The 13,871-nt window shown below is 58.4% G+C and carries 16 protein-coding genes; 6 read left to right on the forward strand and 10 right to left on the reverse strand.

The window, feature by feature from the left end; genetic code table 11:
• Positions 1–639: 639 nt before the first annotated feature.
• On the reverse strand, positions 640–786 hold the full coding sequence (locus J2X71_RS01100) for a hypothetical protein (protein ID WP_310378201.1): 147 nt from the start codon (positions 784–786) through the stop codon (positions 640–642).
• 218 nt (positions 787–1,004) lie between these two features.
• Here J2X71_RS01100 and J2X71_RS01105 point away from each other — a divergent pair, with 218 nt between their 5' ends.
• Positions 1,005–1,208, forward strand: a complete 204-nt coding sequence (locus tag J2X71_RS01105) for a hypothetical protein (protein WP_113323121.1) — start codon at positions 1,005–1,007, stop codon at positions 1,206–1,208.
• Positions 1,209–1,257: 49 nt separating this feature from the next.
• Here the strand turns inward: J2X71_RS01105 and J2X71_RS01110 are convergent, their stop codons facing one another.
• The 9 genes from J2X71_RS01110 to J2X71_RS01150 form a co-directional block, all read right to left on the reverse strand.
• Positions 1,258–2,601 carry an integrase gene (locus J2X71_RS01110; RefSeq protein ID WP_183852098.1) on the reverse strand — a complete coding sequence of 448 codons (1,344 nt, stop codon included), beginning with the start codon at positions 2,599–2,601 and terminating at the stop codon, positions 1,258–1,260.
• Positions 2,602–3,324: 723 nt separating this feature from the next.
• A complete protein-coding gene (locus tag J2X71_RS01115; protein ID WP_310378206.1) occupies positions 3,325–4,668 on the reverse strand; it encodes a hypothetical protein in 1,344 nt (447 codons plus the stop codon).
• The gene (locus J2X71_RS01120) at positions 4,665–5,183 is read right to left on the reverse strand and encodes a hypothetical protein (protein WP_310378208.1); all 519 of its coding nucleotides are present in this window, start codon (positions 5,181–5,183) and stop codon (positions 4,665–4,667) included. The genes J2X71_RS01115 and J2X71_RS01120 overlap by 4 nt, the downstream gene beginning before the upstream one ends.
• On the reverse strand, positions 5,174–5,647 hold the full coding sequence (locus tag J2X71_RS01125) for a hypothetical protein (protein WP_310378211.1): 474 nt from the start codon (positions 5,645–5,647) through the stop codon (positions 5,174–5,176). Before J2X71_RS01125 ends, J2X71_RS01120 begins: the two co-directional genes overlap by 10 nt.
• A 4-nt stretch (positions 5,648–5,651) precedes the next feature.
• A complete protein-coding gene (locus J2X71_RS01130) occupies positions 5,652–6,137 on the reverse strand; it encodes a hypothetical protein (protein WP_310378213.1) in 486 nt (161 codons plus the stop codon).
• Positions 6,130–6,432 (reverse strand): hypothetical protein, encoded by a 303-nt coding sequence (locus J2X71_RS01135; protein ID WP_310378215.1) that lies wholly within the window; start codon positions 6,430–6,432, stop codon positions 6,130–6,132. Before J2X71_RS01135 ends, J2X71_RS01130 begins: the two co-directional genes overlap by 8 nt.
• Positions 6,422–6,967, reverse strand: a complete 546-nt coding sequence (locus J2X71_RS01140; protein ID WP_310378217.1) for a hypothetical protein — start codon at positions 6,965–6,967, stop codon at positions 6,422–6,424. The genes J2X71_RS01135 and J2X71_RS01140 overlap by 11 nt, the downstream gene beginning before the upstream one ends.
• A gap of 309 nt (positions 6,968–7,276) precedes the next feature.
• Positions 7,277–7,867: a hypothetical protein gene (locus tag J2X71_RS01145; RefSeq protein WP_310378219.1), complete on the reverse strand. Its 591-nt coding sequence runs from the start codon at positions 7,865–7,867 to the stop codon at positions 7,277–7,279.
• Positions 7,864–9,255: a replication initiation protein gene (locus J2X71_RS01150; protein ID WP_310378221.1), complete on the reverse strand. Its 1,392-nt coding sequence runs from the start codon at positions 9,253–9,255 to the stop codon at positions 7,864–7,866. The genes J2X71_RS01145 and J2X71_RS01150 overlap by 4 nt, the downstream gene beginning before the upstream one ends.
• 434 nt (positions 9,256–9,689) lie before the next feature.
• Between J2X71_RS01150 and J2X71_RS01155 the strand changes: the two genes are divergently transcribed.
• The 5 genes from J2X71_RS01155 (at position 9,690) to J2X71_RS01175 (ending at position 13,816) form a co-directional block, all read left to right on the forward strand.
• Positions 9,690–10,028 (forward strand): hypothetical protein, encoded by a 339-nt coding sequence (locus J2X71_RS01155; RefSeq protein ID WP_310378223.1) that lies wholly within the window; start codon positions 9,690–9,692, stop codon positions 10,026–10,028.
• A gap of 439 nt (positions 10,029–10,467) precedes the next feature.
• On the forward strand, positions 10,468–11,088 hold the full coding sequence (locus J2X71_RS01160; RefSeq protein ID WP_310378225.1) for a hypothetical protein: 621 nt from the start codon (positions 10,468–10,470) through the stop codon (positions 11,086–11,088).
• A 2-nt stretch (positions 11,089–11,090) separates the two neighbouring features.
• Positions 11,091–11,384 carry a hypothetical protein gene (locus tag J2X71_RS01165; RefSeq protein WP_310378227.1) on the forward strand — a complete coding sequence of 98 codons (294 nt, stop codon included), beginning with the start codon at positions 11,091–11,093 and terminating at the stop codon, positions 11,382–11,384.
• A 127-nt stretch (positions 11,385–11,511) separates the two neighbouring features.
• A complete protein-coding gene (locus tag J2X71_RS01170; protein WP_310378230.1) occupies positions 11,512–12,270 on the forward strand; it encodes a hypothetical protein in 759 nt (252 codons plus the stop codon).
• 58 nt (positions 12,271–12,328) lie between these two features.
• Complete coding sequence (locus J2X71_RS01175) at positions 12,329–13,816, forward strand: DNA cytosine methyltransferase (RefSeq protein WP_310378232.1); 1,488 nt, start codon at positions 12,329–12,331, stop codon at positions 13,814–13,816.
• Positions 13,817–13,871: the final 55 nt, after the last annotated feature.

The following is a 13,871-nucleotide window of genomic DNA, read 5'->3' on the forward strand; positions in this document are numbered from 1 at the left end:
AGAATTTTCTAAATACACACCAAAGTTGCGTCGGCTATCGCGCGAGCGATCGTCATTTCTTGATACGCGGGGCAGATCCGTGCCGGCAAAGGGGTGGCGTTCGGGTTGCCTATTCCCGCCGGAGCATCCTGTGGATGGCAACCCAGAGCGAAAAAGTACCTTGGGCGATATCGCAATACTCAGCGGCTTCCTTGCGACCAAAGAGGCGTGGCTCAGTAGTCATCTAAAATCTCTCATCAAAACACGTTGAGGCTTTTGCCGCCGGCGCGAACGCCGAAAGCATATTTTTCCATGTCTCCTCAGTGTGGCGACGTGCGGGTTGGTGGGCCGCTGTTAGAAGTGATTGAAGCGAAATAGAGCGGTCAAGTGTTCGTGATGGCTCTCGCATCCGTCTGAGGGAGCGACATTTTGCGTCCAGGCGCTTTGCCACGGGAAGGTGACCATGATGAGCAGAATTCGGACACTGATAATAGGCGTTACGTTGATCGGGCTGACCACTCTGGCCTCAGCGTGCACGACGCACCAAACCTCAAATCGTGCCGATTTCCAGTATCAGCCCAGGACTTCCGTGAATCCTGCCTGTAGCCAGGGCTTCAGGCCGACCAACGCGCTGTCCTGCAGCTATTGAAGATGAAGCGGTCAAGCCGGGTGGCGAAGTTGAACGCCGGGGCCGTTGCCGTTCGAGTCGATGAAGATAATGCCGGCAGCTTCGAGGGCGTACTTTACAGCCTGAAGTGTGCCGATGCGTGGATCGGACTCGCCCCGCTCGATGTTCTTGACGCTCATCTCCGACAGCTTTGGCCGCTGGCATCGACTAGGCGCCAAATATGTCGCCGAGTACAACGGCAAGCCGCCCGATCCGAAACGTGCGTTCAGGAACCTCGTGGATGTCGTGATGGGCGATGATGCGAAAGGCGTTGTCAGGCACACGCTGTGGCACCCGGCCGCCACCTGGCTAATGCAAGCCGCGGCCGATAAGTGGAAAGCTTCGGGCTCACTTAGACATGACCCTTAGACGCCCGAGAAAACCTACGGCCATCAGCATCCCGATCATCAAGCAAATATCGGTGCAGCATTCACCACTGGCCGCGCAGGAAGAAGAAGTGACTATTCATTGCCGCAATCGTTGCCGCGAATTTTCATGCAGCAAAGCCGGAAAAGAAAAAAGCCCGCAGAAGCGGGCTTTTCGGCTGGTCGGAGTGGAGTGATTCGAACACTCGACCCCCACGTCCCGAACACGATACATAAGTAATGTTGTTACGCTGCCTTCTTTGATTTCATTGATCTTTTTGAAAACGGGATAACGGCTGGTTTCGTCTCGTTTTTCGTCATTCTGTCGGTAACCGTCGGTGCGGATTGCTGATAGCTCCATCCGTCGTAGCCATCCACATTGTATTTGTCGCGCCCGGCATGGCCGCGAGTCATCGCCAGATCGATTCCCGTCTGATGGTGAGTGCGGTGCTTGCCATAGACGCGCTCAAGGACTTCGAGGGACATGCCCAAGAATCCGCTGATGTCATGAATGGACAGCTCGGGCTGGCGCATGAGCCATGTCGCAGCGGTGTGCCTTAGTGTATGTCCGACAACCTTGCGCTGCTCTCCGAAGACGGCGTTTTTCACAGACGAAAACGCCCTTACATCGATCACCTGCTCACCGTTATACTCAATGGGGTACCGAGCGCCCTTGTCATACCAGCGGCGCATATGTGCCAGAAGTCGTCGGGGGATGCGGATCGTGGGGGCGCGTTTGTTCGCGGCTACGACCTCTCCCGGCGCGGCTCTGTGATACTCTCCGCGGCGCAGATCGATCCATGGCTTGCCTTCCTCGCGAACGAAACTGGCTCGCACGATGCGATCTTTGCGAGTGCCTGTATATAAGGCAATCAAGACATAACGGCACACATGCCGCCACGGATAGAAACTGGTAGCGACGACCCGACCTGCCAGTCCGGTGTCCGCCGATTTTGTGGCATTGTGCGTGTAATTGCGACGATGCCGCCACGCTTTCCAGAGCAACATGGCGACCTCGTCGCGTTCCAGAAATTCCTCGCGTGGCTTCGCCTTCGGCGGCAGCGTGACCTTCACGGCCGCACGCAGGACCCCGTCGGCATGTGCCTGGTTCACCGCGTTACGGAGGTAGTCCAGACGATTGCGAGCGGCGAGCGGCGAGCGGCATGTTTCGGTGAACTTGCGGCAGTTCTCCTTCGTGATCTCATCGACGGTCTTGTCACCCCACCATTCGAGCAGATCCTCCATGTATTTCAGGATCTCGTTCGGGCGCGAAAACGGCTTGTATTCCGAGCCTGGCTTGGGCGGCAGCCGTTCCTCGATGAAGTGCGCGATGATGTCGGCGATAGGCACCTCATCGGCCTTGCGATCCTTCTGGATTGGCTCGTCAGACAGCTTTTCCGTCAGCCATTTGGAGAAGTATTTTTGCGCTGCTTCAGCTTCGCTAGGGCCAAATCCCGTGCTGAACTTAACTGTTTTTCCCTTTCCCTCGTCATAATATTTGACGACCCACTTTGCGGCTTCGGTGCTACCGTTCTTGTTCTTGCGCTCTGCTTCGAGCTGTAGCCGAGGGGGTTCGCGACGTCTTGCCATGCCATCCATTCCTTGATCAGTGTTCGTGAAATTCTGTGAGACCCCCGGCGAGACGCGGGGTGAAGCTGCAGCCGTCCCTCTGCGATTGCCGTTCGAACCGCGTAGACGGTCACGGTCTTGCTCGGGATCGCCGTGCCGTCCGAGAAGAGCCGCCCACCGAGTTCCGGTAGACATACTGCCTCAATGATCGTCAGCGGCTCGTGCGGATCCACATCGCGAAGCTGCTTGGCCACCGGAACGGGCGGACCCTCGGATCCCAGGTTCAGTGCGCGTCGAATGTCGTTGAGAGCTTCAATGGCGTCGTCTTGATCACGGATCTGCCGAGATACGAGGCTCTCGAACTCAATCATGATGCGATCGACTTCACGGTCAAGGGCACTCACGAACGACTGGGTGTCGGGATCGGGGTACGGCCCAAGCATTCCTTTCGAAGCGAGATAGCTTTCGTATTCGACCGCTTCGCGCTCATCCTCTTCGAGCTGCCACGCTCTCTCAGCTAGATAGAGTTCACGGTTCCGCTCGGCTTCTTCGAGCATGTCGACAAACGGCTTAATGTTGACAACGTCAATCACGGACTACTCCGCAATATGTTGACAATGATTTCTGTAATGACACGATTTTTCGATGCCTTCCGTTTCAGGTTCCCTGGCGAAACCCATAGAAAAGGCATATCGGAACGCGAAAGGTTTGTCCGGGGGATTTCTGTCGGTAAGCGTGGATTAGTTAATGCCGGGTTTCATCGTCATCGTCCGCGCTCTCGCCGAGATTGTCGAACAGGCCTGCAGCTTGTGCTTCTTTCATCGCATCGACGCCATCTCCGAAGTCGTCGAGGAAGTGCTCAAGCTCTGCCGCCTGCCGGACTCGGATGCGCTCGCACTCAGCGTCAACGAGTTCACGGAGATACCCGCGCAGGAACTGCTTGTCGTCGTCCGACAGCGGCTGGACGCTCGACCACCCATCGACCTCCTCGCGGACGTAGTTGTCGAGGAATTCCGGCTTCACAACGCTCCCCACCGCGGAGTGTTCGAGAGCACCGCAGAATTCGAACAACAGCTCGTGCTCGCGACCGGTCCTCGTCTCCAAGTCGGCTTCAATTCTACGGGCGATGAAGCCGCCAAAGCTGTCCTCGTCGAGCACGTGCATCGTCGCCCGCGGTCGCACAGGGTTCATGCCTTTGAGGAACTCGGCTGATGCGGCGGGGTAGTCATCGTCTATCCAGTTGTACGGATCCGCCTGAGTTCCATCGTCATCACGCAGGGCGCCGAGAACGTCGACGTGCTTCTTGCAGAGCGTTTTCGCATACCCGCCAAGCCGCAGCCGACCAGGGTTGCCGCAAATTTCGCAGACCGACAAAGACGTCAGCCGGATTTCTTCACGGAGGCGCTCGACTTCACTACGACAACCGCGCGCGGAGTAATCGCAATCGACGGACAGAACGAGGCACCCCAACTTCTCCTTGCCGCTGACGATCTTGGCCCTCCACGCCGCCGGATAGGATTCGATGCGGGTAGCTGCGCGCTGGAGAAGCGCAGCCCAACCGATATCCATCCGGAACTCGGCGTCCTCTGCGATCGCCGCGGGATTCAGGCTGCGAAGATGAGAGAACGTGCTTGCCCGGAGTTCGGCGTGCGCCGTCTTCAACCGGGGCCACAGTTCCGTCAACACGATATCGCGGAAGAGATCCCAGTCTTCGATGGGGAGGTCACTCTCATTGAGAGCCTTTCCGACTGCAGCATCAAACTCGAGCTGATCGAAGTCATAGGCCCGCGATGCGGAGTCCATCTTGAAGAGCGCGACAGTCTGCGCGATCAGGATCCGATACCGTGAGCGCAACTCCCCTTCACGGCGCTCTCGAATAATCTTCTCGACTTCGCGGACGGTTTCATCTCGAAGATACGCGTGATCGTCCGAAGACAGCTCGTGAAGATAGTCGTATTCGTTGGCCAACGCATGAGCGACCTCGGGCTCATCAAACGTCGATCGCTTGTCGGCGATCCACATGGCGACCTCACGGATGCGATCCATGTAGGCTCCGCGCAGCCAGTCCTTACGCTTCTGATCAATCACGATGCAAACCTCCGTCCAAGCTTCATCCATCCTCTATCTGTCAGAGCCATCCGCTTATCCCTGTTGAGGTACAGAAGCCGGAACCACTCCGTGATGCAGTCCCACGACGGGTGGTAGACGATGCCTGACAGCTGCCACTCAGCCGGACGCGCGCCGCTCTGGAAAAGCGTCAGCGACCACGGCTGAAGCATCGGCGCGCGATAGATTTCCTCGGCCGTCGGCTCCGTTTCCCGCGACAGTCTGAATTCAGGCGGAGGCATGACATATCCGTCCGGCGATGCAAGTTCGAGCAGGCGCCGCCCGATTCTGAACACGACACCCGGGTGTTTGACGATCAGCCAGCCAACCCTCTGTGCAGTGGCACGGTCAGCCACCCAGTCGATCTCGAGCATTCTTTCGAGTTCAGGGCAGCGATTGATTGCTTCACAGATACCCGTTTCGATGTCCATCGCTTCGGGCGTCAGAGATCCCCATCGGTGGCGCCGGAAAGCCCTCTGTGCGTCGCTCATTCCCATGTCGGTTTCTCCGATTCCACAAAAAGATCGAGTTCAGGATCGTATCGCCGCCATCCAGCCCCGGACTTAATGAACAGTTCCGCTGGCGGATCCAGCGGCACCGCCATGCGTCCCTCGTAGAGCGCGTGCTCATCGCACGTGGTCGTATAGTAGCCCTCGCGATTCCGCAGAACGCCCGGCTGCCCGCACCATTCGCAGACGTGGTAAGAGCGCGCTTCAGCAAGCTCGCGAGCAGCGGCGATGGTCGCGACGACCTCATCGGGCACGCCCTCGATGTCGTCGTAGAGGCGCAGCGTCCCCATTTTTTCTTTGACCTGCCTGATCTTGTACGATCCGGAAGGCGGAAGGACATGGTCGACGACGGCAAGGAAGGCATCGATGATATCGACCCAGCCGCTCCTGTGCTCGAACCAGACGCGGCCGAGCAGCCGCGGATATTTCGCCTTCAATTCTTCCAAAGTCATCACATCACCTCGACCTCGCCGGCGGCTCGCTCGGAACCATCACATCGGCGTCCTCGTCGTAGCGGTACCACTGCCCTTCGACCTGCTCGTAGCCGTACATCGGACCCTGAAGCCGGGTGCCCCAACTGCGCTGATCCTCGGATGCGTGCTCATCGCAGAAACACTGCCACCACGCATATCTGCCAGGCGGCGGACGGCGGACGAAACCGGGTTCGCCGCAGATCTCGCATCGATACGTGCTCTTGATCTCAGCCTTCGCCTTCGCTAGCCGGGCGCCGATAACCGGGGTATCGCTCCAAATTCGAAGGGCTCCCCACTTCGACTTCACCTCGAAAACGGACAGGCTCGGATCCATCGGCAGGGCGGTCTCGATGAATTCCCTGATGATCGGCAGCCAGCCGATCCCGACGTCGACGTATCGAGCGACGTCGAAGACTCCGGGAAAGTCCTGCTGCATGTCGTCGAGCTTGAGACGGGGGAACTCATGCATCGCAGGATACCTCCTCGCACGCGTCACAGGTCACGACGCGGCGGTCTCCGCGATCCCGGCCGGAGCCGCTTCCGCAGCACATGCACGTCGAGAGGCTCTTCGTGACAAAGCCCTGGATGCGGCGATCAAGGATCAGACGCCCGGTCGGTGTAAGGGAGCTGTCGTCTACGCGAACATGGAGCCAGCCGCGATCTGCCGTCATTTCGGTCACGGCGACATTCGGATATGCCATCTGCAGCGTCATACGCAGCTCGGTCACGAGGTCGAGCCAGCCGATCGGCAACTTATCGGTCATTGAGCGTCTCCTGAATTTCTCGAAAAGTCATCGGTGCGAAATTGGCGTCAGGGCAGTCGATACCGACATCACGGCTGCGGCCGATCGGCGGCAGATTGCCGTGGCTATGTCCGTAAAGGTGGTAGCTTCCGTGGTGCGCGGCAGGCCAAGTCCGGCATGCGTAGTGATGCAGGTAAAGGCGGCAGCCTTCGTCCGTAGTCTCAAGCGCGTGCGTTGGCGGCTGATCCCAAGAGAGATCGCGGATTACCTTCTTCAGGCGCCCCTTGCGGTCGAGATCGTGGTTACCGAGCACGAGGATCTTGCGGCCGTTGATCTGATGAAACAGATGGCGGACGTATTCCGCGTTGGTGCAGATCGCGAAGTCTCCAACGATGTATAGGATGTCGGACGGTTCGACGCGCTCGTTGATCCTGGCGATGATGGCCGCGTCCATGATCTCGACGGTCTCAAAGGGGCGAGTTGCCGGGCAGTGCTGAAGGATCTGATGGTGACCGAGATGAAGATCGGCGGTGTAGTATTTGGCAGTGAAGGACATGCGAGAACTCCGAAAATAGACAAACGATGGCGGCTCCGCGGCGGGGCGGATCAAGCTATCGGGGCTATTCGGAGTGCCTTCGTCATTGATGTTGTCCTTTGTTCTCGGCTCTACTTAGCAGGACCCGGAAGAGTTGTGAGCCCGTCCCAGACAACTTATTCCAGGGAGAGTTAAAAATCCACGATCGGATAGCGGATAGGTCCGTGCGGCGGGAATCGCTTATATTGAAAATAATATTAAATCGGCAGGATATATCGTTCTCAATATCGAGGAATGAGAAAAGGGATCCTCACCGGATCCCTTCAGTTGTCATGCACGATAGGTTGTGACCGTGTATCCAGCTTGCATCCGCGCATCCAGTCGTGCTCGCTCAGCTATTGCTCGCTGTTTGTCTTCCTCGCCCAGCTTCGTGCGTCGCGCTTTCTCGAGGACGCGGTACTCCTCGCGAGCCTTTGCAATGGCCTCTGGAGCGTAGCCCGCGAGCACTCCTTGGTGAGCGACGTAGTCAGCAGCCTCGTAAGGCGTCTTGAGGCTGTACGACATGCGCAACTCATCCGGTCGCATGCGCAGCCATTCGTACGGCAAGTCGCGGGTATCAACACCTGATGGGCAGTCGTCGACGACCCGGCTGAGCGGCGTGTTCAGGATTGCCACAGCAGCTTCAAACTCAAGCTTCTCCATCCGGACGATCCGCTTCGCGATGTGGACGGCATCGGAGAAGAAGCCGGGCGCCGCGCTCGTGCAGAGTTGATCAGGCGTCGACAGGCCCTCGATCGTAGACCGTGTCCATTCGACTAGCCGCAGGAACCTTGCACGGTGCGCATCTTGATCGCGATCGCTCTCTTCGGCGAGAGCAAGAAGATTGGATCTCAGGGTGGCTTTGGATAGATTCTTGCTCATTTCAGGAACTCCACTGTTTCGATGATGTCGTCAAAGTCGCGCACGAATAGCGCGATGTCTGTTTGAGTTGCCGCAACTTCGAAGTCGCGATGGCCGCCGAACCATTGCAGTCGCAGCGTCTTCGTTTTCGCCGCCGTCCATCGGAAAGACCCCACTGCAGGCGCGAACACGCTTTCGACCTCAGCGGCATCGCTTCCGCCAGCAAGACCGAAAAGGATCCTGCTTGCTGTGTCGAACGCGATGTCCTCGTCGGTGGGCGTCCACTCTTCCTTTTGAATCCAGGTCTCAAAGGCTTCGGACTGACTGCCGTTTTCCAGGTCGTGGATGACGGCGGCGTCGCCTTCGGTGATAGCGTTCGTCCAGCTGATCGCAATTTCGGTCGCGGTCTTGCCGAGGCGAGTTGCTGCACGCCGTAGAGCGTCTTCGCCTGGCATCTGTTGGTCATCGACCATCGCCTTCGCTGCGATGTTGCGCACCAGGCCACGGTCTTTCTTCGTCAGGTTCGACTTTTCGAATTCATCCGCCGTTTTCACCGATCTGCCGACCACGATCTTGACCGCGGTCACGGGGCGACCACGCGTATCGGCTCGGTCGTAAGACCACGAGATCGAAAACCTGCGCACGTGGCGCTGGATGTCGTTCAGGACCGGGAGAAGCACGCGGGCCTCGAAGTTTGAGAACTTGAACTCTCCGGACCAGCGACACCCCAGCTCTTCTGCAAGCTCTTCAGGAGTCCAGATCATAGGTGGTCGCATGTCACGACCCGCCATCAGCGCGAGCTTTTCATAGAGCCGCCAAGTGTACTTCGAAGAGAATTTTGGGAAGGCGCCCAGTTCAAGGTGAGTATATGCGCCGTAGCCGAGGATCACCTTCCGGACGGATGGATGCAGTGAAAAGACTATCGAGCGCACGCCTGTCGGAGAGACATCTTCTTCGAATTGGATGAGCTGCACCCGACGTCCGATCCGTCTGGATCCGTCTTCTGTAGACAAGAAGTCGTAGGACACCCAGACCTTGGCTAGGGCATCGACTTGCTCCAGGAGTCGAGATGTCTTCTCGATCTTGAGATAGGCCTTAGCATCAGCGAAGCTCACTTGGTGCTCAGTGTTGTCCTTCATCGACAGCCGGGCCGAAGCCATGAGAAATTGGTAGAGAGCGGCAACGGACGCCGTCATCGCCTCGGCTGGCGTATTGCCTTCGCGTTCACCGTAGTATCGGACTGAGTGGATGAGCACTGCCGGACGCTCCAGCGTCGGCTCCCTGTCGACGGAAGGACGGCCGTCTTCCAAGTCCTCATTGTGATCGATGACGAGCCGCAGATCACCTCGGACTCCGCGTCTATCGGATCCAGCGACGTGTCGCCTTGTTGCATAATGTTGTGCGTCCATGCCCACCTCCATGCAATTATGGTCATCGCCGGCGGAGCGCGAAGCAAGTGTTTAAGATGCATGTCGGCAAAAATGTAGCTGAGACGGCCAAAGTGTAGCTTAGACAGGCCTCGTTTCGGCCAAAGTGTAGCCAAAACACGTTGACACGGTGAAGCGGTAGAGGTGTTTTTCTTTGTCAACTCTCGGGAATCCGAAAAGAATTTTTTGGATACCTACTCTGGGGCAGGATTTGATCCTTAAGGATCGGGGGACGCTTCGCCCTGCTACGCTCGACACACGGTGCTTCACCCCCTCATTCCTACCTTCCCGTTCTCTCCGCGGCCCTGCCGCCGGCGGCTCCATCGGCGTTGGTCGCTTGCAAGCCACCGCGTGAATATCTCACGTAGTGACGCGAGGGACATGCCTGACCGTCTCGTAGTGACGGGAGGAGAAACATGCCGAGACCGAAGAGCACCGTGCCCAGGCTGCTCCGTAAGGCAGAGAGACAGGCCAAGTACCGCGCGCGTCTGCAGGATGCAGGGCGGCCGGAGGCGTCTCAGGTTGACGTGGCGGTGGCAGCCGCAACCGCGAAGGCGGTGCGTTGGCTGTTCACCGGGCTGAAAGACGGAAAGATCGACGAGCGGGATTCCCGCCGGTTCCTCTTGGATAGCATCGTCGCCGATTCCGCGAGGATCCTGGTCGATTCCGGATGCTCGCAAGAGGAAGCGACGGCGAAGCTGAGGTCTCGTCTTCGTTCTGCAGGGAAGCCCCGTCTTCCCCCCATTACTTCTTAAACGAGAATCGTTTTTCTAGGAGACACATAGTGATGCGTCACACTCCGATCTTCAGACCACGATTCCGTCCGCGCCCCGACCCTCGGGCGGATAAGCTTCGCGAGGCTCTCCTCGTTCTCGGCGCAGTCGCCGCTGAAGATGCGGACCACGCGAAAACCCGCAACGGCAAGGGCTTCAGCAAATCTGACTCGATGAAAGGGCATGCGTTGTCGAAGGTCTCTCTTTCGTCTGCCTTGCAGGACCATGCGCTCTCGTCCGCGGTGTTGGCGATGGCTGCTCGGTATCGCCGGCAGGCATCACGCATTGCTCAGGGCAGGCTGATCTAACCTCCTTGGACGTCATCTCAAATTGCGTACATTCGATTCAGGTTCACCGGCTGCCGGCGATTGAATCTTTCACCGGGTTGGCTTGATCATGGATCAACACCCGGAGATCCAGCATGGCCGAGAAGAGCGCCGACATTCAGACCCTTGCCCCGCGCATGCACATCATCGAGGACCGCGTAGATTGGCTGATAGACAACCGCGGCGGCGGAAGCGATCCGTCGGAGTTGCTGAAGAAGCTTTACCGCCAGCTCGTGTGGGGCGCTCAGCCCGGCGCAATCGACAGCGACGTCTGGAACCACGACACGGCCTATACCGACCCGATCGGTGAAAAATCGATGCACATGACCCTCTTTGGTCTCGGATCCACGAACGCCGAGGCGTGTCAGTGGAACGGCAAGGGTTTGTACGAGTGGATATTCGCTGCGGGTGAGACGCGGTGGTCGGTCGATGGCGAGACGAACAACTTTGCTTCTGACGTGTTCGGCGCACGCCTCGGATCCGGGAACACATATCTCGAGAACCTTCGGTCGAACAACCTGTCGCTCGCCAAGGCCGTCTTCGGCGACGTCTCGACGATCGGTCCCAACAGGTCGGATTCTGTTATGGGCAGGATCGAGCAACTGGAAACGCAGCTGGAAGACCTCGCTTCGAACTTCGAGGGCGTTGTAGCCGATCTGCAGAACCAGATTGACGCGGTGAACGAGCGTATCGATCACATCATCGAAAGCTCTTGACAATGACCGACCTCTCCCCGCGCGAAGTCATCCTCGCTTACCTCGGCCACGAATTCGTTCCGGCTGAGACCCTGCGCGCGGCGGTTGCTCAACTCGTCTATGCTTACGATTCTATCGTCGACCTTGCTTCCGACGCCGCGGACGATCCACACTCCAAGACCATCATCAACGCGCTGGCATCCGAGCTACTGATGCAGCAGACGCTCCTTGAGGACTACTTGGTACTCGACGCGGCGGCGACCGCTCTGCCGGATCTCGTCCGCAGCCGCCGGGCGAGCGCAAGGAGCACGACGTGAATCCACTTGCGCCCCGATCCGCCGACGCACACCATTCTCATACCCGCGGAATTCTCTTCGGTTCTTTCCAACTCGGCCCCGTGCTGCGCATCCATCGCGCGCCGGGGTTTTCTTTTGAGGTGACGTGATGGCGAAAAATGCATTCGGCATAGAATTCGACACCAAGTCCTTCGAGCGCTCACTGACGAAGCTCGAGAAGCAGGTGCTGCCGCAGGCGCAGGCAGGATTCCTCAATGGCTTGGCTTTCGGCGCCCGCAAGGACTTGCTGTCATACGCCAACAAGACCATCGAAGGCGGGCCGACGCCGTGGACGAAACGCGGCTTCGTCGTTGACAAGGCCGCCGCTGGCAGATCACCCGCGGCTGTTGTGAGGATCCAGGATCAGCAAGCTGGGTACATCGACTATCTCGTCAACGGCGGGAAACGAAGGAAAGGCGACCCCGGCTCCACCCCGTACGACGTCCTCACCGACGCCCCTGACGGCGAGAAGAACGCGTTTGGCAACCTGCCGCGCGGATACCTGAAGCGCCTCGCGCGGCAGGCCAAGACAGAGAAGTCGAAGCGCGCACGACTGCATGCGAAGCGCGACAAGCTGCGCGCTGCAGGGAAATCAACGGAGCCCGCTCGCTGGGCGAAGAACAATCCCTCCGGCAACCCGGGAATCTTCTTCGGCAAGATCGGCAACCAGAAAGGATACTGGCAGCGCGCGAAGAAGCGCGATGGCGACTACAGACTGACGCTGCTCGCCCGCCTCTCCGACGAAGCCAACTACAAGCCGTCGTTCGAGTGGGACGCGACGGTCAGTGCTTCGGTTCGAGAGCAAGATTCCCAGAAGCTCTATGCCGCCGAACTCGCCCGCGCTCTCCGAAAACTCAACGGCGCTTGATCTGCCGGCGGCGTTTACTGGAGCTCAACGGTCCCGCAGTATGGATGCGGAGATATCCGTGAGGTTCGTGGTCATGAAATTTATTGAGCTGTTTGCTGGGGCTGGCGGTCTGGGTCGAGGTCTGGAAGCTGCAGGGATGCAGCACGGTCTGTCCTTCGAGCTCAATGAGCAGGCCGCCGACGTTCTTGTTCGCTCCGGAAAGCTAGTCAGACAGACGGATCTCAATGACATCGCCGCTACCGCATTTACAATCGCTGGTCGTCCCGACCTAGTCTGCGGCGGACCTCCGTGCCAGGATTTCAGTAAAGCAGGGTCGCGCGAAGAGCGGGAGCGTGCTCGTCTCACCCCCATCTATGCAATGACCATCGCCGTCCTCCGCCCCCAATGGTTTATTCTGGAGAATGTCGACCGAGCACCATTCTCGAAGGCGTATCATCAGGCGAGAGCGATTTGGAAGAGATCCGGTTACGGACTTACGGAAGTGCTTGTCGACTGCTCGCACTACGGTGTCCCACAGCGCCGCATGCGCTTTTTCACGATTGGTCGGCTTGGAGAACGCGACGGGTTTCTCGAGTCTGCAATCGTCGATGCCGCGACACCGAAACCGATGACCGTGCGTCAAATTCTCAACCCACGTCAGTTTCCCGAAGACCGGGCCCTTCTCGATACAGGGTATTACTGGGCGCGCCCGTGGATGGGCAAGAGCGGTGAGGTTGGTGGCCGCGGCGTGAGATCGATTGAGGAACCGTGCCCCACGATAATCAGGACGACGCATGAGCCGCCGGGACCTGCTTATGTTGCACATCCGGACGACGCCATTCCTGCTAACGAAGCTCATATCCTGACCTTGAGCCAGATCGCGCGCATCCAAGGATTCCCTTCCGGGTTCGACTTCCGAAGGAAACAATTCCGATACGACAAGGACGGCTGGAGCGAGAGGTCTGTCACGCAAATGATCGCGAACGCGGTGCCATCGCCCACCGCCGAAATCATCGGTCGATGCATAATGGAGCGGGAATATAACGATGACGGCAAGTCGATCCCGGCGCTCCGCAAAGGATTCGAAGATTTCCTGCGGAAACCGAATCTTTCGATCGGCCGGAATGGATTGCTACCTGCAGCTATCTCGAACACTTGTAGCCGCGTACGCCGTGCTCGGCGGATACTGAAAGGGCGAACTTACGAGTCGGAAGCTGAGGAGCTATATGCGCTCGACAACAGCTTCGAGTTCGCGGAGAAGAACCCAGACAGGCTGGAAGTTAAGACCCGAAGCGACCTGCGGTCAGCGCTCAAGCTCTACCGCGAATTCGAAGATGCTCTTCCTGCGGGCAAGTTCGCGCAAATTGCTCGTCGAGAAGAACTCCGGCTGAGGTTCTGGCCTTCGCTTCGCAAGACAAAAAAACCTCGGAAGAAGAAACCGAATCCGAACGCATTCGTCGTCAGTGGCCCGCTGAACCTCAATGCGGCTGGTCATGTCGACAGCTACCTGGAGTCGCCTGCGACGACAGCTGAGCTCCTGCAGTTCTTCGACAGCCAGGACGACTGACTTGCATCACGCGCCGCCGGCACAAACAATTCTCCTACAGCACTAAGGAGGTTGT

It is taken from the genome of Rhizobium sp. 1399 (assembly GCF_031455475.1).
GTDB lineage: Bacteria > Pseudomonadota > Alphaproteobacteria > Rhizobiales > Rhizobiaceae > Rhizobium.

What these genes read in the sequence shown, in the direction of transcription:
- J2X71_RS01100 (WP_310378201.1), bottom strand. Translation starts at nt 786, where the DNA reads ATGAGCGTCAAGAACATCGAGCGGGGCGAGTCCGATCCACGCATCGGC.
- J2X71_RS01105 (WP_113323121.1), top strand. Translation starts at nt 1,005, where the DNA reads ATGACCCTTAGACGCCCGAGAAAACCTACGGCCATCAGCATCCCGATC.
- J2X71_RS01110 (WP_183852098.1), bottom strand. Translation starts at nt 2,601, where the DNA reads ATGGCAAGACGTCGCGAACCCCCTCGGCTACAGCTCGAAGCAGAGCGC.
- J2X71_RS01120 (WP_310378208.1), bottom strand. Translation starts at nt 5,183, where the DNA reads ATGGGAATGAGCGACGCACAGAGGGCTTTCCGGCGCCACCGATGGGGA.
- J2X71_RS01125 (WP_310378211.1), bottom strand. Translation starts at nt 5,647, where the DNA reads ATGACTTTGGAAGAATTGAAGGCGAAATATCCGCGGCTGCTCGGCCGC.
- J2X71_RS01130 (WP_310378213.1), bottom strand. Translation starts at nt 6,137, where the DNA reads ATGCATGAGTTCCCCCGTCTCAAGCTCGACGACATGCAGCAGGACTTT.
- J2X71_RS01135 (WP_310378215.1), bottom strand. Translation starts at nt 6,432, where the DNA reads ATGACCGATAAGTTGCCGATCGGCTGGCTCGACCTCGTGACCGAGCTG.
- J2X71_RS01140 (WP_310378217.1), bottom strand. Translation starts at nt 6,967, where the DNA reads ATGTCCTTCACTGCCAAATACTACACCGCCGATCTTCATCTCGGTCAC.
- J2X71_RS01145 (WP_310378219.1), bottom strand. Translation starts at nt 7,867, where the DNA reads ATGAGCAAGAATCTATCCAAAGCCACCCTGAGATCCAATCTTCTTGCT.
- J2X71_RS01150 (WP_310378221.1), bottom strand. Translation starts at nt 9,255, where the DNA reads ATGGACGCACAACATTATGCAACAAGGCGACACGTCGCTGGATCCGAT.
- J2X71_RS01155 (WP_310378223.1), top strand. Translation starts at nt 9,690, where the DNA reads ATGCCGAGACCGAAGAGCACCGTGCCCAGGCTGCTCCGTAAGGCAGAG.
- J2X71_RS01160 (WP_310378225.1), top strand. Translation starts at nt 10,468, where the DNA reads ATGGCCGAGAAGAGCGCCGACATTCAGACCCTTGCCCCGCGCATGCAC.
- J2X71_RS01165 (WP_310378227.1), top strand. Translation starts at nt 11,091, where the DNA reads ATGACCGACCTCTCCCCGCGCGAAGTCATCCTCGCTTACCTCGGCCAC.
- J2X71_RS01170 (WP_310378230.1), top strand. Translation starts at nt 11,512, where the DNA reads ATGGCGAAAAATGCATTCGGCATAGAATTCGACACCAAGTCCTTCGAG.